Origin of the sequence: Vibrio sp. HDW18, from assembly GCF_011306175.1 — a bacterium.
Classification (GTDB): Bacteria; Pseudomonadota; Gammaproteobacteria; order Enterobacterales; family Vibrionaceae; genus Vibrio; species Vibrio chanodichtyis.
This window is the reverse complement of record NZ_CP049913.1, coordinates 1,154,766-1,178,683: the sequence shown is the minus strand read 5'-3', so window position 1 is coordinate 1,178,683 and position 23,918 is coordinate 1,154,766. Positions and strand designations below refer to the sequence as shown.

Sequence of the window (23,918 nt, the reverse complement as noted above, 5' to 3'; positions counted from 1 at the left end):
AATCAAAATTGATCCACCCTTTTACTCAGGTATTGCTCCTGAACGTCGTTTATCTTTCAATCGATAACTATCACCACTCAACTGCAAAACATAGGAGTGGTGAAGTAGTCGATCTAACATCGCAGCCGTCAATGTCGCATCATCGGCAAATGCGCTAGGCCACTGGCCAAACGATAAATTACTGGTCAAAATAATACTGCCATACTCATAGCGCTTAGCGATCACATTAAAAAATAGGTTCGCTTCTTCCCGTCCAAACGGCAGGTAACCGATTTCATCAATGATCAATAACCTTGGGGCCATCACAGAACGAGAGAGGTATTGCTTCAGCTTGTTTTGCCGCTTAGCGGTCGATAGTTGCAGCATCAAATCAGCGGCAGTGATAAAGCGCGTTTTCTTTTTAGCTTGTACGGTTTTGAGCCCCAACCCGATGGCTAAATGCGTTTTACCGACACCACTTGGCCCGAGCAACACTACGTTTTCATTACGCTCAATGAAGGTCAGCGCACTTAACTCTTGTATCTGCTGTTTCGGAACGCCGGTGGCGAACTTAAAATCAAACGTACTTAACTCTTTATGAGCGGGAAAACCGGCCATACGATTGAAAAGCTGTCGAGTGCGTTCGTCTCGTTGTTGTTGCTCGCTTGCCAATAAAGCGCGTAGAAATTCACCATAACTCTTTTCCTGAGCAATACATTGCTCCGCCAACGATGGCCAAGAGGCAGCAACAGAGCCGAGTTTCAGTGAGTCACAGAGGTGGCCGATTTGTTCATGCAGTAGCATGGCCACCTCCTAACAGCGCTTCGTAAACCTTCATAGGATGTTGTAGATTGATGGACTCTAACGGCGGAACAATACGGATATCTAGGGCTGACTTGTGTTGACTTGCACCCTGTACCAACCTTGGCAAAGGAAGTAACTGTTTCACTTCTTCTCGCAAGCGCTCAGCAGGGACAGCTAACGTGGTGCCATGAATGCGTTGATTCGCCACACGTTGTAACCATGGGCCGACTTTTGCGTTGGCTATTGGTACATCCAGTTCGAGATTTTGCGCGCGCAATTCGGCGCGAAGTGGCACAACGAAGCTGTTTTTTAGGTAATGGTTAAAACGCTCAACTTTCCATTTAGTCTTGGCTCGATAGGGTTTACAAGCAACCAGCTTGAAGCCGTAGTCTTTCGACATCTGTAGCATCTCGTCATGCAACTTATGCTCGCCTTGTGCATAAGCATCTAGCTCAATGATGAGTGCTTTAGCGTTGTCACACAACACCTGCTCCGGTACGCCACCGAAATACTCAAACGCTTCTTTTAAACCTTGTTGCCATGCATGCGCACGCTCGTTATCAAAAAATTTTACGAAAGTGGCGCGCGAATAACCTAAGGTTGCGACAAAGGCTTTGAGCGGCCGTTTACCGCGCCGAATGGTGGTAAAGTCGATTTGCATTTGCTGCCCTGGCAGGGTTTCAAAACGGACAACCGGCTCAGGAGTGGAACAAAGCTTAAACTGACAGACAAAGCGACGGAGCTGAGCAATACCGCCTTGATAACCACGTTGAACCACCTCATCAAATAAGACCGTAGCAGGTATCCAATCGGGTTTGGCCTGCTCAATTCGTTGAACGAGATAGGGCTTAAAGGGCTCTAGTTTTGTCACGGGTTGTACTCGTTGCGCGTAAGCGGGCATCTGATGCTGCTGCAAATGATGCTTTACGGTGTTACGAGAAATACCTAATTGACGGGCAATTTTCCGGATGCTTTGGCCCTGTGCAAAGCGAACATGAATGTCCACAAATATCTCCTTGGTTAACATAAATCACCCGTACAAAAAATAAACGGATGATACCAAGTGGATCAGTTTTCGATGATCGTTAGTGGATCAGTTTTGCATGATCGGTGACACTTGGTGAACGCTTCGGTAACTCTCTGAACAGGTGCACGAAGTAGAAGTAGGGATTGATGTCGTTTGCACGGCACGGCAAGTCATGACCAGACTATAGCGGTTTGCACTGGCCTTTGCTCCGTCTACTGAAGTTGAGAACATCCAATTTTTGCGCCCCGTGGTAAACGGACGTACATCTCTCTCAGTCACGTTATTATCGATGCTGATATTACCGTCTTCAAGATACGTAAGAAGTTTTGGCCACTGGTTTATCGCATAGTTGATGGCGATCCCGAGCTTGCCTTTCGGTAGTTGTGTTTCCTTGACCCCGACCAACCATTTATGGAACTCATCGAGTATAGGCTTGGCTTTTTGTTGCCTTATCTGTCGCCGATTTTCTGGACTTAGTGCTCTAATCTCCCGTTCTATACCGTAAAGCTTACCGATATAGTTTAGCGCTTTTTCTACACGGCCAACTTTCTTGGTCGGTTGAGCTTTTTGTGCATCGGTAAACTTACGTCTTGCATGAGCCATGCAACCCGCTTGCGTGACATTTTTAAGAGTGTCATATGCAGGATACCCATCCGACAACAGATAACCAGAGTAATCACCAAGGAAGGTGTTGAGACAGTTTGCCCCGCGCCCTGGCTGATAATCATAGATAACCACTGGTAACTTATGGAACTCGCCACTGCGATAGACCCACATATAGGACTTGCTTTGCGCTGTTTTCCCTGGCTCTGACAGTACCTGTACCGTGGTTTCGTCTGCGCAGATTAAGCTTTCAGATAACAAGCGGGCTTTCATCTGGTCGATAATGACGTCAACTTTGTTCCCTAGCTGAACACACCAGTTGGCCAGCGTACCTCGGCTAATATCGATGTCGCCTCGCTTAAGAATATCAACCTGACGGTACAGCGGTAGCGCATCAACGTATTTGGCAGTAACGATGGCGGCGAAGGTTTCTGGACAACCGATACTTTTCGGGATCATGCTAGCGGGTTTGGGGGCTGTGACGATCTTGCTGCTGGTTTCGGTATGTTCACACTGACGGCAGGCATATTTGGTTCGTTCATGGCGGATCACACTGATTTTCTGAGGGATGATCTTCAGCTCTTCAGAGGTTTCTACCCCACATTTATGTAATTCGTGCCCACAACATTCGCAGTGTGAACCTGAACTTCTCGCTCCAGCTCTTCAGGTAGCGGTTTACGTCCTTTTTTATGATGAGCTGGCTCAGGTTTGTGCAGTGCATTTTGCTGCTCGGCTTCATTGAAGGTACCTTTAACCACCTTTTCACTCTGGGAAGAGAACCGTTTGGATTTACTGAGGTTGAGTTGCTCAAGCAGAAGTTCCACCCGTGTTTTAAGCTCAGCCATTTCTTCTTGCTGGGCCTGTAGTTGCTTGTCCTTCGCTTTGTTTTCTTCCTGAAGCGCTAACAGCATCGCTTTCAGTTGTTCTACGTCGTCAGGAAGGTGATTCATCAGTCAGGCTGCTCTTGGTCAGGATTATGCCGTTAGTCTGACAGGGTAAAAGGATCGTTCAAGCCCTTTATCACGATCATGGTATTGGCTCACACTTCAATGCCATATAAGGGCTGGTGAGCTTTTGGGTGTTCCAGATTAAGCCCAGAGAGTAACCATTGAAGTTGCTGTCTGGAGATAGCGATATGACCAGATGCATTGGGTTTAGGCCATTTAAAACGACCTTTCTCCAGTCGGCGGTAATAAAGCCAAAAACCATTAGTATCCCAGAACAAGATCTTAATTTTGTCTCGGCCGCGGTTGCAGAAGATAAACCAGGCTTCACTGAACGGATCCATTTCCAACACATCAGCCACAATCAATGACAAGCCATCAATAGACTTGCGCATGTCAGTTATGCCCGAGACCAGGTAAATACCCAAGTTCGGTGTTAACACGTCAGAGCCTGTAACCAGTTTTGGATTTGGTGTGCTGGCATGTTAGCGGGAAATTCAACGGTCATTCCTGTTGGTAGTGAAAGCATAACCGACTGGCGTTCCCCTATGCTTTTCGGGCTATCTTCTATCAGGACAGGATGCACCACTTGTTGCTGTTCGCCCCCGTAAAGCTTTTTGCGCCAGTAGTAAAAGGTATTTACCGTCAGTTGGTTTGCCTTGCAAAACGCGACAATGGATAACTCAGTTTGGCTCTGTTGCTCAATGATTTCTGCCCAAAACTGAGTTTTGTTCGATTGGTTCATAGTGACTCCTTGGTTGCGAAATCACTATGCCTAGAATGCTGAGTTATTGGTAGGTGGGTTTAAATAGGCGCTTACGTTTTTAGATCAAAAAACCATGAGTTGGCAACAGCAATGAATTTGCCGTGGTGATCGTACAATGTGGGTAATGGTCCAATGTTATATCCGTGTGGATGTAAAGTGATTGGGCCATTCCTACTATGAGAAATTTGTGTATCAGTAAATACGTTTGAAGATTGGATGATTGTTGCCATTTGTACTCCATAGCGATAATTAATAAAAACAGGCTGCATTGAGAGCGAATCGTCAAATGTGCAGCCTGAAGTAGATTAATTTCCAGAGTTACAAATGTGTAGCAGTAGAGTTTCTACACTAACGTGTAAGAGTAACAAACTCTTCAGAGCCCGTTGGGTGGATCGCGACTACGGAGTCGAAATCGGCTTTGGTTGCGCCCATTTTCATTGCGACTGCAAAACCTTGGATCATCTCATCCACCGCAAAGCCGATGCCGTGTAGACCGACTACGGTTTGCTCTGGTCCGGCACACACTAGCTTCATTTTGCATGGCTGACGGTGAGAGGTGACGGCGGTGTACATTGCGGTAAAGCTCGATTGATACACTTTGACGTTCTCTGCGCCGTATTGGGCAATCGCTTGTGGTTCAGTTAAACCAATCGTGCCAATCGGTGGGTGGCTAAACACCACAGTCGGTACCAACTGGTAATCCATCTTGGCGTTGAGTTTGTGATTAAACAGTCGCTCAGACAGTTGGCGTCCAGCTTTTACTGCCACAGGCGTGAGTTCAATGCCACCTTCCATAATATCACCGACGCAGTAAATGCCGGCCACGTTGGTATTTTGCCATGCATCGACTTTGATGTAGCCTTGCTCATTGGTTGCCACACCGGTAGCCGCCAAATTGATTGCATCGGTAGCCGGCTGGCGACCAATTGCCCAAATCAGGCTATCCACATTGTGCGTTTGACCATTTTCCAGATGTAGCGTCAGGCTACCATCGGCTTCTTTGACCACTTGTTTTGGCACGCTATGAGTGTGCAGTCGTGGCCCTTCCGTGTTCATCACTTCCATTAAAGTTTCGATGATCATGGGGTCGAAGCTACGCAGTGGCGACTCTTTTCGGCAGAACAGGTGAGTTTCGCTGCCGAGCGCATTCAAAACGCCGGCGATTTCTACCGCGATGTAACCTGCGCCGATCACCGCCACGCGTTTGGGCTGCTCGCGCAGCTCAAAAAAGCCGTTCGAGTCGATGCCGTATTCTGCGCCTGGAATATTTGGAATGCTTGGACGACCACCCACAGCGATCAAAATATGATCGGCGGTATAGCGCTCGCCATTGACTTCCACGGTTTTGCTATCGACAAAACGTGCAAAGCCTTTGATAACTTGAATTTTATTGTTACCCAGTACCCGATCGTAAGATTGATGAATACGACCAATGTAAGCTTGGCGGCTTTCCACCAGTTTTGCCCAGTTGAAGTTTTTCACCTCGACATCGAAGCCGTAGCCTTTGGCGTACAGATGCATCGCTTCGGCGATTTGCGCCCCATGCCACATCACCTTTTTCGGTACGCAGCCGACATTGACACAAGTGCCGCCTAAATCTTGCGCTTCAATCAGCGCAACTTTCGCTCCGTACATCGCTGCGCGGTTAGCAGAAGCGATCCCGCCGCTGCCGCCGCCAATGCACAGGTAGTCAAAATGTGTTGCCATTACTTTCTCCAATTATCTTGCGTGAAGTGGGCAAAATAGCCACTTCACTCTTTTGTTGTCTTTTTTATATCGGGTCGGCAGGGGCATAATTCACCAGCCTTGCGCAAAATAGCGGCTTATTCCGGTACGATCCAGTGCAATTTGTAATGGCCAGTAGCGGGGGCAATCGCCTGCTGGAGAAACGGCAAAATGGTCTGCATCTGGCTTTCCAGCGTCCACGGCGGGTTAATCACTATCATGCCCGAGGCGGTCATACCGCGCTCCTTGGTATCCGGTGATACGCCAAGCTCAATTTGTAAAATCTTACGGATGCCTAAGTCTTGTAAGCCTTGTAGCATGTCATCAATATCGCAGCGATTGACCACTGGATACCAAATTGCGTAAATACCGGTAGCCCAGCGTTGGTGGCTGTGTGCGATCGCCCGTACCACATCGCGATACTCTTTTGCTAGCTCATACGGTGGGTCAATCAGCACTAAACCGCGCCGTTCACGCGGTGGTAAACTGGCTTTGAGGCGGCTAAAGCCATCTTCCTTATAGATGGAGACTTGGCGATCGCGATGAAATTCTTGCTCAAGTAATGGGTAATCGCTTGGGTGCAGCTCGGTTAGCACCATGCGATCTTGTTCACGCAGATGAGCGCGCGCTACGCGTGGTGAACCCGGGTAGTAACGCAGCGTGTCACCTAGATTGAGCTGACGAATCGCATCGAGATAGTTATCGAGCTGCTCTGGAATCGTCTCTTGTTGCCACACACGGGCAATTCCTTGTTTGTATTCGCCGGTTTTTTCCGACCACTCATGGGTCAGATCGTAACGCCCCACACCAGAGTGAGTATCGTGGTAGACGAACGGTTTCTCTTTTTGCTGCAGAGAAGTCAGGATCAGGCTTTGCACAATATGCTTAAGCACATCGGCATGGTTGCCCGCATGAAAACTGTGTCGGTAACTTAACAAAATAGGCTCTCAAACCCGCTTGAGCGGTAGTGTAGTGGCGGCGTAGGCAATGGCCGCCAGCAATAGACATCACATATTGGCTCGATTATATACCGATTTATCACCGAGCGCGCAGCGGTGCGGTGCGCTTTTTATGTCGCCAAGGCGGGCTGAATCCTAGAGTGACTGGCACGCGAATCACGTTGGTGGATTGAATCGCGCTCAACAATGCAGCTCACCTATTGAAAAAGCAGGCTGCCACCTATATTTATGAAATTAACCTCGGGTCGAATTGCGGCCTGTCTTGATGCTGAACAGGAATCTATTTATGTCAAATCCACTTGTTACCTTTACGGATCTGCCGCCGTTTGCGGCGCTAAAACCGGAGCACGTAAAGCCAGCGGTTGAGCAGGCCATCGCGGATTGTCGCCACACCATTGATCAGGTGGTCGCGGATCACCCGCAGCCCAGTTGGGAAACAGTGATCGCACCGATTGAAGCGATCGATGATCGTTTGAGCCGTATTTGGTCGCCGGTCAGTCATCTCAATTCGGTACTGAACAGCGATGAATTGCGCGAAGCGTATGAAAGCTGCTTGCCGCTGTTGTCTGAATATGGCACTTGGGTTGGCCAGCACAAAAAGCTATTCGAAGCCTATAAAACCATTAAACAGAGTGCCGAGTTTGCGACGCTGAGCCGCGCTCAGCAAAAAACCATTACTGATAGTTTGCGTGATTTTGAGTTGTCGGGGATTGGTCTGCCGGTGCAACAGCAAAAACGCTATGGTGAAATCAGCAAACGGATGTCGGAATTGAGCTCTAAATTTTCCAATAACGTGCTGGATGCTACCATGGGCTGGAGCAAGCAGATTACCGAGGTCAATCAGCTCGCGGGCATGCCAGAATCGGCACTGGCGGCGGCACAAGCGGCGGCCGAGGCCAAAGGTTTAGAGGGCTATCTGCTGACGTTAGACATTCCCTCTTACCTGCCGGTGATGACCTACTGTGATAATCAAGCGCTGCGGCAAGAAGTGTATCAAGCGTATGTAACTCGCGCTTCGGATCGCGGCCCGAATGCGGGTCAGTGGGACAACAGTGAAATCATCGCCGAGCAACTAAAGCTGCGCCATGAAATTGCGCAAATGCTTGGTTTTAGCACTTACAGTGAAAAATCACTGGCGACCAAAATGGCGCAAACCACCGATCAAGTGCTCGGTTTCTTAAACGATTTAGCCAGCAAAGCCAAACCGCAAGGTGAGCGCGAAGTGGAAGAGCTGCGTCAGTTTGCGCAAAGTGAGTTTGGTGTTAACCAGCTTGAGCTGTGGGATATTGCCTACTATAGCGAAAAGCAAAAGCAGCACCTGTTTGACATCTCTGATGAAGAGCTACGCCCTTATTTCCCTGAGCAAAAAGTGGTGAATGGCCTGTTTGAAGTGCTCAAACGCTTGTTTGGTATGCAAGTTAAAGAGCGGCAAGGGGTTGATGTATGGCACGAGTCGGTGCGCTTTTTCGATATTTTTGATGGGCAAGGGACCCTGCGCGGTAGCTTTTATCTCGACCTGTATGCGCGTGAGCACAAGCGCGGTGGCGCGTGGATGGATGAGTGTCGGGTGCGCCGTCGCACCGCCAGCGGTGAGCTGCAAACGCCAGTGGCTTATTTAACCTGCAACTTTAACCGCCCAGTTGGCGATAAGCCGGCGCTGTTTACCCACGATGAAGTCACCACCTTGTTCCACGAATTTGGTCACGGCATTCACCATATGCTGACCCAAGTCGAGATCGGTGCGGTGTCCGGTATCAATGGCGTGCCGTGGGATGCCGTCGAGCTGCCAAGCCAATTTTTGGAAAACTGGTGCTGGCAAGAAGAGGCGCTGGCCTTTATCTCCGGCCATTACCAAACAGGTGAACCGCTACCGAAAGCGATGTTGGATAAAATGCTGGCTGCGAAAAACTTCCAATCGGCGATGTTTATTTTGCGTCAGTTGGAGTTTGGATTGTTTGATTTTACGCTGCACACCACCTACGACCCGGAAGTTGGGCCACAAGTGTTAGAGACTTTGGCGCAAGTGAAAAGTAAAGTTGCAGTACTGCCGAGCTTAGAGTGGAACCGTTTCTCGCACAGCTTTAGCCATATTTTTGCTGGTGGCTATAGCGCGGGTTACTACAGCTATTTATGGGCAGAAGTGCTGTCAGCGGATGCGTTCTCACGCTTTGAACAAGAAGGCATTTTCAACCCTGAGGCAGGCCACAGCTTCCTGACCCACATTCTGGAAATGGGCGGCAGTGAAGAGCCGATGGAGCTATTTAAGCGCTTCCGTGGCCGCGAGCCGCAAATTGATGCCTTGCTGCGTCATGCCGGAATCGCCGCGTAATCGATAGCACTTTCAGCCCACCTAGTGTGGGCTGAAATTTTTCCGGCCACCGCTGCGCCCATTCAAGACGTTTGGGTATCTGCGACACTTGGGGTTATAATCGCCGCCATTATGTATAAATAACCAGTGGCGCAGTCATGATCGATCCCTCTCTGTTACTCGATGGTCTCAACGATAAACAACGCGAAGCGGTGGCTGCGCCACTGGAAAATTTGCTGATCCTAGCTGGTGCTGGCAGTGGTAAAACTCGGGTATTAGTTCATCGCATCGCATGGTTGATGACGATGGAGCAAGCATCACCATTTTCGGTGATGGCGGTAACGTTCACCAATAAAGCTGCGGCCGAAATGCGTGGTCGGATTGAAGAGCTGATGCATGGCACCGCTTCTGGCATGTGGTGCGGGACTTTCCATGGCATTTGTCATCGTATTTTGCGCGCCCACTATCTCGATGCCAAGTTGGTGGAAGATTTTCAAATCATCGACAGTGACGATCAGCAGCGTCTGCTCAAACGCTTGATCAAAGCGCACAATCTGGATGATAAACAGTGGCCCGCCCGCCAAGTCGCGTGGTGGATCAACAATCAAAAAGATGAAGGATTGCGTCCGGCGCACATCAATGCGTTTGATCCGGTCACACAAACTTACCTCAAGCTGTATACCGCTTACCAAGATGCGTGCGATCGCGCCGGTTTGGTCGACTTTGCGGAAATTTTACTGCGTAGCCTAGAGCTGCTACGCGGTAATCAAGCGATTCGCCAGCACTATCAAGCACGTTTTAAACACATTTTGGTCGACGAGTTTCAAGATACTAACGCCATTCAGTACGCTTGGCTGCGTATGATGGCTGGTGCCGAGTCCCATGTGCTGATCGTCGGTGATGATGACCAATCGATTTACGGTTGGCGTGGCGCTCGAGTGGAAAATATCGAGAAATTTACCCGCGAATTCCCGAGCGTGAATACCATTCGTCTGGAGCAAAACTACCGTTCGACCAAAACCATTTTGCAGGCATCCAACGCGTTGATCGCCAACAACAGTGAGCGGATGGGTAAACAACTGTGGACCGATGGGGTAGTCGGAGAGCCGATTTCAGTGTACTCGGCGTATAACGAGCTGGATGAAGCGCGCTTTGTGGTGAGCAAAATCAAAGCGTGGTACGAGCAAGGTGGCCGCCTGACCGATTGCGCGATTTTGTATCGTAACAATGCCCAGTCGCGGGTGTTGGAAGAAGCGCTGCTGCAGGCTCGCCTGGCTTATCGGATCTACGGCGGGATGCGCTTTTTCGAGCGACAAGAGATCAAAGATGCGCTGAGTTATCTGCGCTTAATCAATAACCGCAACGACGATACCGCGTTTGAACGGGTGATCAACACTCCGCCGCGTGGCTTAGGTGACAAAACGCTGGAAACCGTGCGCTTTGCTGCGCGCGATCGCGGTTGCACCTTATGGCAAGCCAGTATTGGCTTGCTCAATGAGCAAGTGTTGACCGGTCGCGCGGCGGGCGCACTGAGTCGCTTTGTCGAACTGATTAATGCACTGGAAGATGAAGGGGTTGAGATGCCGCTGCATGTGCTGACCGACCATGCGGTGAAAACGTCGGGCTTGTTTGAGATGTATCAGCAAGAGAAAGGCGAAAAATCCAAAGCGCGGATTGAAAACTTGGAAGAGCTGGTCAGTGCGACACGCCAATTTGATAAGCCAGAAGAAGCGCAGGATATGACCATGCTGACCGCCTTTTTGACTCATGCGGCACTGGAAGCGGGCGAAGGCCAAGCGGATGAGCACAGCGATGCGGTGCAACTGATGACCTTACACAGCGCGAAAGGGCTAGAGTTCCCGTTGGTGCTGATGGTGGGGGTCGAAGAGGGCATGTTCCCCAGCCAGATGTCGGCAGAAGAGCCGGGGCGTCTCGAAGAAGAGCGTCGTCTCTGTTATGTCGGCATGACCCGTGCGATGCAAAAACTCTACATTACTTACGCAGAGATGCGTCGGCTGTATGGGCAAGATAAGTATCACAAGCCATCGCGCTTTATTCGCGAGCTGCCAGAGAGCTGCTTGGATGAAGTGCGCATGAAAGCGCAAGTCAGCCGCCCAACCAGTACCGGCCGCTTTAGCCAAACCGTGGTCAAAGAGAGCTTTAACGAAACCGGTTTTAGTTTAGGCTCGCGGGTGCGCCATCCTAAATTTGGCGAAGGCACCATTATCAACTTTGAAGGCAGCGGCCCACAAAGCCGAGTGCAAGTGGCGTTTAATGGCGAAGGCATTAAATGGTTAGTCACCGCTTACGCAAGATTAGAAAAAGTGTAAGGGGATTGGCATGGTGGTATTGATTGCCTCTTGTTTGCAGCGGGGCAATCTGTGTGCGGTTTCTCTGCCCGCGATGTAAAAGCCACCAGAGAAGAAAGCCATTAGAAGATAAAAGCCCCAAAAGAAGAAAACCCCGGGGGCAAGCCCACCGGGGTTAGAGTCTTACTCGCAGCATTCCAGCTACTAAAAAAGGTGCTCCCTGCATCAACTCCTTGATAGTAGGCTGTAATCCTTCAGCTCAATCCTTGCGTCGCCTTCCTAGCGGTGTCCTGTGTCATCCATTACCACTCACTATCCTAGTGAGCACACATCACTTGTTCCCTGAGCGGTGTCCTTGACATCATCCTGATGTTCAATCCCTGCCTCGTCCAGAGGTATCCATTTCCCATCCTGGTCGTTACCGTCCTAGTAACGATTGCGTCCGTTCAATGTCCTGTTTCGCTTTCCCTGCCGACCATTCATCCTGAATGTCCGACTCTTCTTCCTGAAGATCACCAATCCTTGGTGGTTTCCTGTTCCGTGTCAGTATCCTGCCGACAAGGTTCATCTTACTCAGCGGCGCAGGCTGAACAAGCTGATGAAATCGATTACTTTAGTGCTCAAAGATTAATCTCTGGTTTATTTTGTTTAAAAACAAAAGCTTGAAGTTTGATGGTTGGTGATTCTGGCAGAATAAACCGAATTTATCCTACCTGCTTGTAGGAGATCTCTTACAAGCAGGTGGGTAAAAGTAGGATTGAGAGTCGACTCAGCGGTTACGCTGGTGGCGCGCTGCTCGTGCGGTTTTTAAGCCATCGAAGCTAAAAATCAGCAACGCACTCCAGATAAAGGCAAACGTGAGCGCTTTATCGCTGGAAAATGCTTCACCGTAGATCAGCACCGCCAGCAAAAACATTAAACTTGGGCCGATATATTGGAAAAATCCCAGCGTTGAGAGCTTAAGGCGTGCCGCGGCACCGGTAAAACACAGTAGTGGTAAGGTGGTGACGACACCAGCGCACACCAGCAGAAGATTGAGCTGCCAAGGGTTAAGCGCCATATTGCTGGTGGTGGTGTCGGCGATCCAGAACAGATAAATCGCGGCAGCAGGCAGCATAAATAGGGTTTCCAGAAATAGTCCGGTTTGCGCATCGATTTGGATTTTTTTGCGCAGCAGGCCATAAACGCCAAACGTTGTGGCAAGGGCGATGGCGACAATCGGTACTGAGCCAAACACCACGAGCTGAATTGCTACGCCAATTGCGGCCAGCATCACTGCAAACCACTGCAATTTGCGTAGTCGCTCACCCAAAAACAGCATACCGAGCAGCACGTTGAGCAGTGGGTTAATGTAGTAGCCTAAACTGGCATCGAGCAGGTGATTAGAGTTGATCGCCCAGATAAAAATCAGCCAGTTAACCCCAACCAAGAGTGCGGTGATCAACAATAAGCCCAATTTTCTCGGCGTTTTCACCACACTTTGTACATTACCCCAACGGCGTCCCAATTGGACCAAAATCGCCAATAGGAAAAACGACCACAGCACTCGATGACTGAGAATTTCAAGGGCAGAAACTGCGCCAAGTGCTTTGAAATAGATTGGTGCTATGCCCCACATGGTGTAGGCACTAACGGCAAGTAGCATGCCTTTTCTGGCATCTTGTTGTTCGGGAGTCATGAGTCGCTTCTTTGGTTATGATGACCAGCTTGGCTGGTGAAGAAAGCAAAGTATAACCTGAGAATGCTAGCGCGTACGCATTTTGCGGTTTTATTCACCGAGTATCCCCTCTACAATAGCCGGCTGATTGACCACCTAAACGCGCCGTGCACACGATTATTATGACCGCCACCTTACTTGCTGAATCTTCGCCACTGTTAACTTCACCACAACGTGTCTTACACGAGGTGTTTGGCTACCAGCAATTTCGGGTTGGCCAGCAAGAGGTGATCGATGCGGCGTTACAAGGGCGTGATAGCTTAGTGATCATGCCAACTGGCGGCGGTAAGTCGCTGTGTTACCAGATCCCCGCACTGGTGCGAGAAGGGGTAACGCTGGTGATTTCGCCGCTGATTTCGTTGATGAAAGATCAAGTCGACCAGCTCAAAGCGAACGGTGTGGCGGCTGAATGTGTCAATTCAACATTAACTCGCGAAGAGTTGCAGGCGATTTATCAGCGGATGCACGCCGGTCAGCTTAAGTTGCTGTACGTGTCACCTGAGCGGGTGCTGTCCTCAGAATTTATTGAACGGCTCAGCCATGTATCGTTAGCGATGATTGCGGTGGATGAAGCACACTGTATTTCGCAGTGGGGCCACGATTTTCGCCCAGAATACGCAGCGCTCGGTCAACTGAAGCAGCGTTTTCCACAGGTTGCGGTGATGGCGCTGACCGCGACCGCCGATGATGCGACTCGACATGATATTATGCAGCGTCTGCAACTTAATCAGCCGCATCAGTATCTGGGTAGTTTTGATCGGCCGAATATTCGCTATATGTTGGTGGAAAAGCATAAGCCGGTTACACAAGTGATCCGCTATCTGGAAACGCAACGTGGTCAGTGTGGGATCATCTATTGCGGTAGCCGCAAAAAAGTCGAGATGCTCACCGAAAAACTGTGCAACAACCACATCCGTGCTGCCAGCTATCATGCTGGCATGGAGGCCGATCAACGCGCTTGGGTGCAAGAAGCGTTTCAGCGTGATGATGTGCAAATTGTGGTCGCGACCGTGGCATTTGGTATGGGGATCAACAAACCCAACGTGCGTTTTGTGGTGCATTTTGATATTCCGCGCAATATCGAATCTTACTATCAGGAAACCGGCCGCGCTGGGCGCGATGGTTTACCGGCCGAAGCGATGATGTTGTACGACCCAGCCGATATGAGTTGGCTGCGGCGTATGCTGGATGAAAAGCCCGATGGGGCGCAAAAGCAGGTTGAAAGCCACAAATTGACCGCGATGGGCGCATTTGCTGAAGCGCAAACCTGTCGTCGCCAAGTGTTGCTCAATTATTTTGGTGAGTACCGCGATCAGCCGTGCGCCAACTGCGATATCTGTCTTGATCCGCCGAAACACTTTGATGCCACTGAACAGGCGCGTAAAGCGCTGTCGTGTGTGTATCGAGTTAATCAAAATTTCGGGATTGGTTATGCGGTGGAAGTGCTGCGCGGCATGCAAAATATCCGCATCCGTGAACATGGCCACGATAAAATCACCACCTACGGGATTGGTCGTGATCACAGCCATGATTACTGGGTGAGTATTTTTCGTCAGTTGATCCACAAAGGCTTGCTCTATCAAAACATCACCCGCAATTCGACTTTGCAACTGACCGAAGAAGCGCGCCCTTTGCTGCGTGGCGAGATGGATTTACAACTGGCAGTGCCGCGCTTAGATACCGCGGTGCGCGCGGCAAAATCGGACAAACTGGCCAGCAAAAATTACGATAAAAAGCTGTTTGCTAAACTGCGCAAACTGCGTAAGGCGATCGCCGATGAGGATAATTTGCCACCTTATGTGGTGTTTAGCGACGCCACCTTGATTGATATGGCGGAGATCATGCCGACCTCTTATGGTGAAATGTTGGCGGTCAATGGGGTTGGCCAGCGTAAGCTGGAAAAATACGCCGATCCGTTTTTGGATCTGATCGAACAACATTTGACGGGGCATAGTTGAGTCGAGCTTTAGCCGGTATCCGCCTCTTTGGCTGGCTGTATTCGCAGCACCAGCCTAGTTCGCGGCTGGTGCTGGTTTTAGGATGATCGAAAGGAGGAGCCGATTTACTTAGCTCAAAGGCTAGGCTTCACCAATAAACCCGCCGGTTTGATGGGCCCATAATTGAGCATAAATGCCGTTGTGCGCCAATAGTGCTTGATGAGTGCCCTGCTCAACAATCTTACCTTCATCCATCACAATCAGGCGATCCATCGCGGCAATAGTCGATAAGCGGTGCGCAATCGCAATCGGCAGTACTAAGATTTTATCGGCTTCGGCAATCATCACCAGCATCGAAACCATATATACCGTGATATAGACCGACAGATCGACCAATTTCAGCACCGTTTCGCGCACGCTATTCGCATTTTGCATCACTTTGGTCGCTACCCGACCAGCAAGAGCGGCTGGCTCTGCGATTGCTGAGATTAGTGATTCTGTTAACAGTATCTCCCATATGACGATTCAGATTGCAACTGCAACTGAAGAACAGGGCGTTGTGAGTGAAGAACTCAATCGTAACGTAATTAATATTACAAATGCTTCAGAAGAGGTCACCTCAGGCGCGAAACAAATGGCCGAAGCTTGCAACGAGCTGAATTCTTTAGCCGCTCAGCTACATAGTGTGGTCAGTAAGTTTCAAGTTTGATGATGGTTATTAAGGGAGCAAAAACCATTAAAGTTCCCCCCCCTGCTAACCGGTAAATCATTTCAACACATTATATAATGTCTTAATTTATAGAGAGCCTTGCTCATCCAAGGCTCTCTTAATCCAGCACAAAACCAGTTTAAGAACCTAACTCAATACAATGTCCACGATATAAAATCAGACTGTGTGGATCATTATTGATCGTGACCAATAACTCTGAACTGTTTTTAAGTGCTTGCCATTCGCTAGGAGAGAGATAACGCGCTTGGTTGAGATTTTTCAAGCTATCAATCAGTTGTAGTTCACCCGTATTTTTATCTCTAATCCATACCATTTCTTGTGCAAGCGAAATAGGTTCAACGCTAAGATTACGCTGCATATGTAGACTGGATTGCCCAGGTTTATCACCTTGATAAGCGACTAATGCAAAGGCATCACGCTGATTTTCGGATGACATCATTGCGAAGTAAGCGATAGGCTGTATCTGAGTAGCTTCGATCACTGTTGGAATTGACAACATGATATTTTGCCCCCATATCCCAACCAACAATGACATGCTCATTCCGACCGGTAGCCACCACCAACGCAAACGAGGTGAAGGTTTAGATAACAATTGAGTGCGCTCACAAATACGCATCCAAACTCGCTTCGGTGGCGGTTTAAAATAGCTCGCCGAAACCTGAACATGAGTAGCAGGATTAAAATCAGATAAATATTGTTGCCACTGCTCGATATGCTCCCACCACGTTGGATCCGAATGGAACAAACTTTCCATACGGCATTTAACTAAATTAGTTTGTGTACCTAATACATATTCTGCTGCCAATCTATCGCGTAATAGGGCATTCAAATAACGGCCGCTTTTTAATGGCTCAGACATTGTTTCAACTCCTGCAGGCCGCGGCGGATCCATGATTTTACGGTTCCTAACGGTGTATTAGCATGCTTTACGATTTCTTGGTGGCTCATCCCATATTGATATGCTAAAACTATCGCACTTCGCTTTTCCTCTGTAAGAGTCAGCAAACATCGGCTCAAGTGCTGATCGGATAAGCTTTCTGCTGTATGAGATCCTCGCTCTATCAAATTCTCCAGTGACTCTTCACTACGACGTCCTCGTTTCCGAATTTCATCAATCGCAAGATTTCTCATACACTGGCAAAGCCAAGCCCATGGGTAGTCTACGGGATGTAAGTAATTACTAACCCAAAGCTTAACGAACCCTTCTTGCAAAATATCTGCTGCAAGGTGTTCATCTCCGACAATAGGCAAAATTACGTTATAGAGCCTTGAACTGGTTAACTGATAGAGCGCTTCGAAAGCCTTTCGGTCTCGAAGCGCTACTTGGGAGAGCAGTAAACCTATCGCATGTTTATCTATGCTCACACTTTCCTCATTGAGTAATTAGATGCCAAACATTGTTGACCCCATCACCTTTCGTTTCGCCCGGCTGTGTATCTTCAAACCAACGATAGAGCGGCTGACCTTTATAGCTCCATTGATAAGTGCCATCATTACGCTGGATCACACCAAAACCTCCGGTTAGTCTTAGGTTTTCAATGCCCTTGCGAATAAGGTCAGTTTCAACATAAGCAGGTGGCCACTTGACTGCACAATCACCATAGCATACCGACATATCCGGTTTATCTTTATCAAAGGTATAGAGTGCCAAATTATTGTTATCGACTAAATAACGATGAGTACCATTATTAAAGAGTTGTAGTGTTACATCATCAGCACGAGCCAAATGCCAAACGCCTTTTACACCAGCACCACTAATATCACCAGGTTGAGTATCTTTGATCCAGCGATAGAGAGGTTTGCCGGCTAACGTCCATTGTTGACGCCCATCATTACGGGTGATTGATTCAACAGCATTAAGCTTTGCAAACTCAGATTTAGTCTCTTCATCTACCCACATTGGTGGCCACAGTTTTTCACATTCATCGTAGCAAACGGATTTAGTAAGAGGATCTTTTGTAAAGGTATACAAGGTTTTCCCTGCCTGATCTGCATATACCTCACCCAAAGCAGTATTAACCGTCGTGGCTGCCAAGCTATAGCTAGCAGGGATTAAAAGCAAAGTTGATATTAATAGTTTTTTCATCATGATTATCCTTATTTATGGGTCCAGCCTTCGCGTAAAAAATATGTAGCACCTACATCACTCGTGATGAAGTTAATAAAGTCTCGAGTTTGAGGGTCGGCACCTTGTGCTTGAGCAAGGTTAAGATCTCGATAAATACGCCGTTCTGATTCAATTTCTACGTAATCGACTTTATCGGAATGGTTTAATGGCCAGTGAATCCAAGTAATCCAAGCATCCGCTTGTTGCTGCTGGAAAGCTTGAAAACTAGCACCACTACCTTTTGCGTAGGCAATGATTTTACTACGAAAATTTTTCACATCAGCTAATGAACCTGTACGACCGGCAATATCCTCCCAAACACCTGTGCCTGAAGTGTTGTAAACGCCTAATCCTTCAGTCACCACTATTTTTGCTGGCTTATCAAGTAGATCTTGGACTCCTCGGATTCCTTTCGGGTTGCCTTTAGGCACGGCGATAACCGCTCTACGCAAATAGATGGGTTCAATATTTTGATGATTAATAAAGGGATACGTTTCAGCAAAAGCACTCATCGATTGCTCTGATGAGCCAAAGAGCAAATCTGCATTTTTCTGTGCTTCTAGGCTCCATTTGGATTCTGGTCCAGCAATAATATTAACGGGCACCCCGCTTTGCTCAGTAAACGCTTGGGCAGCATGACGTAATGCAGTATCTGGACCACCAGGGCCGTAGACATTAATCACCCCATCTTTAGGTTGATGAGTAACATTTAAATCCGTTGGTACTGCAGCCACTGCAGATGTACTAGCGGCCAATAGTAGTAGGTTGGTTATCACACGATAGCGATTCATCCGTTCTCCTTAATTGAGGGGAAAGTTCGTGAAATGAGACGCTAGAAACAATCGATTGGATGCAGAAAAAAGAAATTTTAAATGTAATTAAAATCTACAGCTCAACAAGTGCGCGGCGGCGCGTGGTTTAGCGGTACTGCCCGCATTTTTGCTATTGATGGCTGGTATTTGGTTGGTAGCGGCCTCAATCACCGCGGTTTGAGTGATCGGTTTTATCGGATTTTTGTCCCCCAATATTGCCCGTGCCTTCGGCGCGCGTACCCCGAAAATTGAGCTGTACAGCAGCGCGCTGCTGCTCAGCTTGGCGGTTGTGGGCTGGTGGCACTCAGTTGGTCGCGTTGGCTCACGTTACTCTCGATTGGACGTGATTTTGCCGCCACTCGCGGCTTAAGCCCACGTCGGGCGAGCTTATTGCTGCTAAGCCAACGCGCCCGTTAATCGATGAGCGCAGCGGCGCAATAGTTGCTGTAGCGAATAGTAAATAAGCAATAGCTAGATTGAAAAAAGAAAAACCGCAGCCAGTGATCATCAAAAGCCCCGGCAAAGCGGGGCAATCATAAAGTCACTAAGTTTCAAGTAACGCCAAAATGCTATTCGATGTTTTGGATCTGCTCGCGCATCTGTTCGATCAGCACTTTTAGCTCAACACCGGAAGCGGTGATATCGGTGGCGATGGATTTGGAGGCCAGCGTGTTTGATTCACGGTTGAACTCTTGCATCATGAAATCCAGTTTACGACCACAAGAGCCGCCTTTTTTCAGTACTTCGCGCGCTTCTTTGACGTGAGAATCGAGACGATCCAGCTCTTCGGCGACATCAGATTTCTGTGCGAGCAGGATCAGCTCTTGCTCGACGCGGCTTGCATCCAGCTCAATCTTCGCTTCTGAAAATTTGCCGAGCAGACGCTCGCGTTGCCACTCGAGAATTTCTGGCATCCGTGCGCGCACTTTCACCACTTCGGCGCTGATCGCTTGTAAACGTTGCTCAATCAGCGCTTTCATATTGTCGCCTTCACGACCACGCGCAGTGATAAATTCATTTACCGCGTCATCAAAGCCACTCAGAAGGGCTTGATTGATCGCATCCATATCCTGTTCTGGCGTTTCCATCACCCCCGGCCACTGCATCACTTGGAATGGGTTGATGCGGCTCAGTTCGCCAGTCATGTGCATGATTTGGCTGGCAGCATTAATCACTTGTTGAGCAAGGGCTTGATTGATGGTTAGCTCGCTGCGCGCCGCAGGATTGGCTTCAAAGCGTAAATGACACTCGATTTTGCCGCGCGATAGGCGCTGACGAAAACGCTCACGCAGCAGAGGTTCTAACCCGCGTAACTGCTCAGGCAGGCGGAAATAGGTTTCGAGATAACGTTGGTTCACCGAGCGAATTTCCCACACGGCGCTGCCCCAATCGCCTTTGACTTCTTTGCGTGCGTACGCAGTCATGCTGTAAATCATTACGGTATCCTTTAATTGTCGTTCGGCTCTTAATGCCCTGAATCATACGGCAAACCAAGGGGAGATCCTAGGACCGCAGCGCTTATCTGCGCTAGGATCTTGCCGTCACTTCCAGTATAATTGCGCCCCAATTCTATTTCCCCTTTCGCACAAGGCTTTTAACTATGCGCCCAGATAACCGCGCTGCGGATCAAGTTCGCCCAATCAAAATAACCCGTCACTATACTGCGTATGCAGAAGGCTCAGTGTTGGTGGAGTTTGGCAACACCAAAGTGCTGTGTAATGCCAGTGTAGAACAAGGTGTGCCACGTTGGTTAAAAGGCCAAGGAAAAGGTTGGGTGACGGCGGAATATGGCATGCTGCCACGCGCTACCCATTCACGCACTCGTCGTGAAGCGGCCAATGGTAAGCAGGGTGGCCGCACGATGGAAATCCAGCGCCTGATCGCTCGCAGCCTGCGTGCAGTGGTGGATTTGGAAGCGATGGGCGAAATGATGATCACGGTCGATTGTGATGTGATCCAAGCCGATGGCGGCACACGTACCGCATCGATTACCGGTGCGAGTGTGGCGCTGGCCGATGCCTTTGCCCATTTGATCGCCAAAGGTCAACTGAAGAAAAACCCAATGAAAGGGCATGTCGCGGCAGTTTCGGTTGGCTTGCTCGGTGATGAAGTGCGCTGCGATCTGGAGTATGTGGAAGATTCTGCCGCCGATACCGATATGAATGTGGTAATGACTGAAGAAGGTAAGATGATTGAAATTCAAGGCACCGCCGAAGGTGAACCGTTCAGTCATCAGCAGTTATTGGCTTTATTAGCGGTCGCCGAAAAAGGCATTGCTGATATTGTTGCGGTGCAGAAGGCATCGTTATTAGATTGATCAGGTAGCTCCCAATTGGGGGCTATTTTTTTATGCCGTGCTAGAAGCTAGAAGCTAGAAGCTAGAAGCTAGAAGCTAGAAGCTAGAAGCTAGAAGCTAGAAGCTAGAAGCTAGAAGCTAGAAGCTAGAAGCTAGAAGCTAGAAGCTAGAAGCTAGAAGCTAGAAGCTAGAACCTAGAACCTAACCCCATTGAGAGAAGATGTAATGAAAGCGTACCAGCGTGAATTTATTGAGTTTGCCCTAGAAAAACAGGTGCTGAAGTTTGGCGAATTTACTTTGAAATCAGGCCGTAAAAGTCCTTATTTCTTTAACGCTGGTCTGTTTAATACTGGCCGTGATTTAGCGCGCTTGGGCCGTTTTTATGCGGCAGCGTTAGTCGATTCTGGTATTGAGTTTGATGTGCTGTTTGGTCCTGCTTACAAAGGCATTCCGATTGCTACCACCACAGCAGTAGCATTGGCTGATCACCACGATGTGGATACGCCTTACTGCTTTAACCGCAAAGAGGCCAAAGATCATGGCGAAGGCGGTAATCTGGTGGGCAGCCAATTAGCAGGGCGGATTATGTTGGTGGATGATGTGATCACCGCTGGCACGGCGATCCGGGAATCGATGGAGCTTATCCAAGCCAACAAGGCTGATTTAGCCGGCGTGCTAGTGGCGATCGATCGCCAAGAGAAAGGCAAGGGCGAGCTCTCAGCGATTCAAGAAGTCGAGCGTGATTTTGGCTGCGCGGTCATTTCGATTATTAGCCTGAGCGATCTGATCACTTATCTTGAGCAGCAAGGCGGTAATGCTGAGCATTTAGAAGCGGTCAAAGCGTACCGCGCGCAGTACGGCATTTAAGCGGATTGATATAACCCAAGCCTAAAACGAAAAAAACAGCCTCAATTGAGGCTGTTTTTTTTAGCACTAAGCTCAAGAACAAAACGCTTAGCTTTGATCGCCATGATGGGAGTTGTCGTAAATCTCTCGTCCATCACGCTGAGTTTTCAGCAACGACAAGTTCCACATGTACTGCTCCGGCTGTGGCGTGACCAGTGCTTCAATCGCACGGTTCATCGCCAGTGCATCGGCTTCTTCATCGCCGGTTGGGAAGTTTTGCAGCGCAGGCAAAATGTGTACTTGATAACGCCCCGATTCGCTGTCGTAACATGACATTAAAGGCACTACCTGCGCTTTACACAGTTTGGCCATTTTGCCAAATCCTTTGAGCGTGGCTTTTTCGGTAGCAAAAAACGGTACAAACACGGAGTTTTGCGGGCCGTGATCTTCATCCGGCACCCAGTAGCCAACATAGCCGGATTGAATGGAACGCAAGAAAGGTTTGATGCCCGCTTCACGAGTGAAAATTCGGCCACCATACTGCATACGTTGGACGTGCATCAGCCAATCGGCAATCGGGTTGCGCTGCGGTTTCATGATGTTGGCGACTTTGTAGCCGCGAGCCGCCAGCATAACGGCGGCGTAATCAATGGCCCAAGAGTGTGGGACTAACAAAATCACGCGCTCGCCGCTATCTAGCAGCGGCAGCAAGTTCTCTTCGCCAATCAGTTCGCCCCGTGCGTTGTTGTAGCGGGTCGAGCGCACCAACAGCTCTGAATAACCGAGCATAAACTGCGAGGCTTTCACAAACGTATCGTGCAGGATCTGCTCGCGCTCTTGCTCGCTTTTCTCTGGAAAACAGTAGGCGAGGTTAACCCGAGCGCGGCGGACTACGCGGCCATTTTTTTTGATGATGAGTGGCACCAAAGGCTTCGCCAGTCGATCACGCAAGCGCCAAGGAATAAAGGCCAACAGTGCCGCGAAAGCGATGCCAATCCAAGTCCCCCAATGTTTTGGGTGCAGAAAGCGCCACTCAAATTGCGGGTTATGTAGATGGCGTGCAATGCCGTTGTCTTGATCGCTCACAAATTCACCTTTACTGATAGCGCGAGTTGGTCAGTTCGTAGTCCGGCAAGGATTTGAAGCGTTTGTGCAGCCACATCCATTGCTCGGGGGCGCGCAGTATAATCTCTTCGACAAATTTATTCATGTAAGCCGCGGCAGCGGTTTCATCTTTTTGTGGGTAGTCCGCTTCAATTGATTTATCAGCCATGATCTCATAACGCCCTTGCGCGTTACGGAAACCTGAGCCGATCACAATTGCACAGTGGCTGGTGTAAGCCAAAATGCTGGTGCCGGTGGTGGTGCAAGCTTGCTGCACGGCAAAGAAAGGCACAAATACTGATTTGTTGTGCCCATAGTCTTGATCCGGCAAATAGAAGACCCGTTCGCCTTGGCGTAGCACCCGGATCATCTGCTTAATATCGGTTCGATTAATTAGCTTATTGCCATTGTGTGTGCGGCCACGATACTGAATAAACTCATAAGCGGGGTTGGTGTGTGGACGATAAACCCCATAGCCACCAATGCCCATAACCCCTAATGCGCGAGCGGTAATTTCCAGATTCAGAGCATGCACGCAGCAGAGTAACACCCCTTTGCCTGCCTCGATATGTTGGCGCATCGCCGCCGTATCTTTATCGATCAAAATGCGCTTAAAGCGCCACGTTGGCCAAAACCAAGTGATCCCAGTTTCAATCAACGCCATGCCAGTATTTTTGAAGTTTTCTAGCACAAAAGCATCAATTTCATTTTGACTCATGTTGGGAAACGCGAGGGCCAGATTTCGCCTAGCAATGTGCACCCGTTTTTTGCCAAAGCGCATCGAAAATTGACCTAAACCTCGGCCGATTTTGAGCAGTAGAGCATAGGGTAAGAGATTAACCAGTAATGCGATCAGTCCAAACCCTAACCAAACCCCCCAATATTTAGGGTGTAATAACGCGCTGGAGAATTGTGGTTTACGGTATTTATCTTGACTCATGGTTC

20 protein-coding genes and 3 pseudogenes are annotated in these 23,918 nt (G+C 49.0%); 7 read left to right on the top strand and 16 right to left on the bottom strand.

The annotated features are described in order from the left end of the window. Positions 1-21: 21 nt before the first annotated feature. The 7 genes and pseudogenes from istB to G7083_RS05660 form a co-directional block, all read right to left on the bottom strand. On the bottom strand, positions 22-783 hold the full coding sequence (istB, locus tag G7083_RS05690) for an IS21-like element helper ATPase IstB (RefSeq protein ID WP_166013941.1): 762 nt from the start codon (positions 781-783) through the stop codon (positions 22-24). Next, positions 770-1,810, bottom strand: a complete 1,041-nt coding sequence (gene istA / locus G7083_RS05685) for an IS21 family transposase (protein ID WP_166013940.1) — start codon at positions 1,808-1,810, stop codon at positions 770-772. Before istA ends, istB begins: the two co-directional genes overlap by 14 nt. A gap of 58 nt (positions 1,811-1,868) precedes the next feature. Next, positions 1,869-3,363: pseudogene (locus G7083_RS05680) on the bottom strand (IS66 family transposase). An 89-nt stretch (positions 3,364-3,452) separates the two neighbouring features. Then, on the bottom strand, positions 3,453-3,800 hold the full coding sequence (gene tnpB / locus G7083_RS05675) for an IS66 family insertion sequence element accessory protein TnpB (protein WP_277347123.1): 348 nt from the start codon (positions 3,798-3,800) through the stop codon (positions 3,453-3,455). Further along, on the bottom strand, positions 3,794-4,102 hold the full coding sequence (locus G7083_RS05670; RefSeq protein ID WP_166013938.1) for an IS66 family insertion sequence element accessory protein TnpB: 309 nt from the start codon (positions 4,100-4,102) through the stop codon (positions 3,794-3,796). Before G7083_RS05670 ends, tnpB begins: the two co-directional genes overlap by 7 nt. A gap of 369 nt (positions 4,103-4,471) precedes the next feature. Then, complete coding sequence (gene gorA / locus G7083_RS05665; RefSeq protein WP_166013937.1) at positions 4,472-5,830, bottom strand: glutathione-disulfide reductase; 1,359 nt, start codon at positions 5,828-5,830, stop codon at positions 4,472-4,474. A gap of 116 nt (positions 5,831-5,946) precedes the next feature. Continuing rightward, positions 5,947-6,786, bottom strand: a complete 840-nt coding sequence (locus G7083_RS05660; RefSeq protein WP_166013936.1) for a 23S rRNA (adenine(2030)-N(6))-methyltransferase RlmJ — start codon at positions 6,784-6,786, stop codon at positions 5,947-5,949. A 307-nt stretch (positions 6,787-7,093) separates the two neighbouring features. Here G7083_RS05660 and prlC point away from each other — a divergent pair, with 307 nt between their 5' ends. Both prlC and uvrD read left to right on the top strand, forming a co-directional pair. Then, positions 7,094-9,136 carry an oligopeptidase A gene (gene prlC, locus G7083_RS05655; protein ID WP_166013935.1) on the top strand — a complete coding sequence of 681 codons (2,043 nt, stop codon included), beginning with the start codon at positions 7,094-7,096 and terminating at the stop codon, positions 9,134-9,136. A gap of 137 nt (positions 9,137-9,273) precedes the next feature. Continuing rightward, positions 9,274-11,445, top strand: coding sequence for a DNA helicase II (gene uvrD, locus G7083_RS05650; RefSeq protein ID WP_166013934.1), 2,172 nt, complete (start codon positions 9,274-9,276; stop codon positions 11,443-11,445). 748 nt (positions 11,446-12,193) lie between these two features. Here the strand turns inward: uvrD and rarD are convergent. Then, positions 12,194-13,102: an EamA family transporter RarD gene (rarD, locus tag G7083_RS05645; protein WP_166013933.1), complete on the bottom strand. Its 909-nt coding sequence runs from the start codon at positions 13,100-13,102 to the stop codon at positions 12,194-12,196. Positions 13,103-13,263: 161 nt separating this feature from the next. On the opposite strand from rarD, the gene recQ reads away from it, so the two are divergent. Continuing rightward, positions 13,264-15,099, top strand: coding sequence for an ATP-dependent DNA helicase RecQ (gene recQ, locus G7083_RS05640; protein WP_166014995.1), 1,836 nt, complete (start codon positions 13,264-13,266; stop codon positions 15,097-15,099). Positions 15,100-15,219: 120 nt separating this feature from the next. Here recQ and G7083_RS14975 read toward each other — a convergent pair. Continuing rightward, a pseudogene (locus G7083_RS14975) lies at positions 15,220-15,387 on the bottom strand (ABC transporter ATP-binding protein); the annotation flags it as partial. Between the two features lie 208 nt (positions 15,388-15,595). On the opposite strand from G7083_RS14975, the gene G7083_RS05630 reads away from it, so the two are divergent. Then, positions 15,596-15,787, top strand: a complete 192-nt coding sequence (locus G7083_RS05630) for a hypothetical protein (RefSeq protein ID WP_206212112.1) — start codon at positions 15,596-15,598, stop codon at positions 15,785-15,787. A gap of 139 nt (positions 15,788-15,926) precedes the next feature. Here G7083_RS05630 and G7083_RS05625 read toward each other — a convergent pair whose 3' ends face one another. Genes G7083_RS05625 through G7083_RS05610 form a run of 4 tightly spaced genes read right to left on the bottom strand, consistent with a single transcriptional unit; the run spans position 15,927 to position 18,706 of the window. Continuing rightward, a complete protein-coding gene (locus tag G7083_RS05625) occupies positions 15,927-16,667 on the bottom strand; it encodes a hypothetical protein (protein WP_166013932.1) in 741 nt (246 codons plus the stop codon). Then, on the bottom strand, positions 16,652-17,173 hold the full coding sequence (locus tag G7083_RS05620; RefSeq protein ID WP_166013931.1) for an RNA polymerase sigma factor: 522 nt from the start codon (positions 17,171-17,173) through the stop codon (positions 16,652-16,654). The genes G7083_RS05625 and G7083_RS05620 overlap by 16 nt, the downstream gene beginning before the upstream one ends. 7 nt (positions 17,174-17,180) lie before the next feature. Further along, positions 17,181-17,894, bottom strand: coding sequence for a hypothetical protein (locus G7083_RS05615; protein WP_166014994.1), 714 nt, complete (start codon positions 17,892-17,894; stop codon positions 17,181-17,183). An 11-nt stretch (positions 17,895-17,905) separates the two neighbouring features. Beyond that, positions 17,906-18,706 carry a substrate-binding domain-containing protein gene (locus G7083_RS05610; RefSeq protein ID WP_166013930.1) on the bottom strand — a complete coding sequence of 267 codons (801 nt, stop codon included), beginning with the start codon at positions 18,704-18,706 and terminating at the stop codon, positions 17,906-17,908. Positions 18,707-18,818: 112 nt separating this feature from the next. On the opposite strand from G7083_RS05610, the pseudogene G7083_RS05605 reads away from it, so the two are divergent. After that, positions 18,819-19,019 (top strand): annotated as a pseudogene (locus G7083_RS05605) (Fe(3+)-hydroxamate ABC transporter permease FhuB); the annotation flags it as partial. A 277-nt stretch (positions 19,020-19,296) separates the two neighbouring features. Here the strand turns inward: G7083_RS05605 and G7083_RS05600 are convergent. Continuing rightward, a complete protein-coding gene (locus tag G7083_RS05600) occupies positions 19,297-20,163 on the bottom strand; it encodes a YicC/YloC family endoribonuclease (protein ID WP_166013929.1) in 867 nt (288 codons plus the stop codon). Positions 20,164-20,327: 164 nt separating this feature from the next. Between G7083_RS05600 and rph the strand changes: the two genes are divergently transcribed. After that, a complete protein-coding gene (rph, locus tag G7083_RS05595; protein WP_166013928.1) occupies positions 20,328-21,044 on the top strand; it encodes a ribonuclease PH in 717 nt (238 codons plus the stop codon). A gap of 204 nt (positions 21,045-21,248) precedes the next feature. Then, positions 21,249-21,890 (top strand): orotate phosphoribosyltransferase, encoded by a 642-nt coding sequence (gene pyrE, locus G7083_RS05590; RefSeq protein ID WP_166013927.1) that lies wholly within the window; start codon positions 21,249-21,251, stop codon positions 21,888-21,890. An 87-nt stretch (positions 21,891-21,977) separates the two neighbouring features. On the opposite strand, the gene lpxN is transcribed toward pyrE, so the two are convergent. Both lpxN and G7083_RS05580 read right to left on the bottom strand, forming a co-directional pair. Beyond that, on the bottom strand, positions 21,978-22,955 hold the full coding sequence (gene lpxN / locus G7083_RS05585; protein WP_166013926.1) for a lipid A biosynthesis myristoyltransferase LpxN: 978 nt from the start codon (positions 22,953-22,955) through the stop codon (positions 21,978-21,980). A 10-nt stretch (positions 22,956-22,965) separates the two neighbouring features. Further along, positions 22,966-23,913: a Kdo(2)-lipid IV(A) acyltransferase gene (locus G7083_RS05580; protein WP_166013925.1), complete on the bottom strand. Its 948-nt coding sequence runs from the start codon at positions 23,911-23,913 to the stop codon at positions 22,966-22,968. Positions 23,914-23,918 lie beyond the last annotated feature (5 nt).

What these genes read in the sequence shown, in the direction of transcription:
- gorA (WP_166013937.1), bottom strand. Translation starts at nt 5,830, where the DNA reads ATGGCAACACATTTTGACTACCTGTGCATTGGCGGCGGCAGCGGCGGG.
- istA (WP_166013940.1), bottom strand. Translation starts at nt 1,810, where the DNA reads ATGTTAACCAAGGAGATATTTGTGGACATTCATGTTCGCTTTGCACAG.
- G7083_RS05630 (WP_206212112.1), top strand. Translation starts at nt 15,596, where the DNA reads ATGACGATTCAGATTGCAACTGCAACTGAAGAACAGGGCGTTGTGAGT.
- G7083_RS05670 (WP_166013938.1), bottom strand. Translation starts at nt 4,102, where the DNA reads ATGAACCAATCGAACAAAACTCAGTTTTGGGCAGAAATCATTGAGCAA.
- istB (WP_166013941.1), bottom strand. Translation starts at nt 783, where the DNA reads ATGCTACTGCATGAACAAATCGGCCACCTCTGTGACTCACTGAAACTC.
- uvrD (WP_166013934.1), top strand. Translation starts at nt 9,274, where the DNA reads ATGATCGATCCCTCTCTGTTACTCGATGGTCTCAACGATAAACAACGC.
- recQ (WP_166014995.1), top strand. Translation starts at nt 13,264, where the DNA reads ATGACCGCCACCTTACTTGCTGAATCTTCGCCACTGTTAACTTCACCA.
- rph (WP_166013928.1), top strand. Translation starts at nt 20,328, where the DNA reads ATGCGCCCAGATAACCGCGCTGCGGATCAAGTTCGCCCAATCAAAATA.
- G7083_RS05610 (WP_166013930.1), bottom strand. Translation starts at nt 18,706, where the DNA reads ATGAATCGCTATCGTGTGATAACCAACCTACTACTATTGGCCGCTAGT.
- prlC (WP_166013935.1), top strand. Translation starts at nt 7,094, where the DNA reads ATGTCAAATCCACTTGTTACCTTTACGGATCTGCCGCCGTTTGCGGCG.
- G7083_RS05625 (WP_166013932.1), bottom strand. Translation starts at nt 16,667, where the DNA reads ATGTCTGAGCCATTAAAAAGCGGCCGTTATTTGAATGCCCTATTACGC.
- rarD (WP_166013933.1), bottom strand. Translation starts at nt 13,102, where the DNA reads ATGACTCCCGAACAACAAGATGCCAGAAAAGGCATGCTACTTGCCGTT.
- pyrE (WP_166013927.1), top strand. Translation starts at nt 21,249, where the DNA reads ATGAAAGCGTACCAGCGTGAATTTATTGAGTTTGCCCTAGAAAAACAG.
- G7083_RS05615 (WP_166014994.1), bottom strand. Translation starts at nt 17,894, where the DNA reads ATGAAAAAACTATTAATATCAACTTTGCTTTTAATCCCTGCTAGCTAT.
- G7083_RS05600 (WP_166013929.1), bottom strand. Translation starts at nt 20,163, where the DNA reads ATGATTTACAGCATGACTGCGTACGCACGCAAAGAAGTCAAAGGCGAT.
- G7083_RS05580 (WP_166013925.1), bottom strand. Translation starts at nt 23,913, where the DNA reads ATGAGTCAAGATAAATACCGTAAACCACAATTCTCCAGCGCGTTATTA.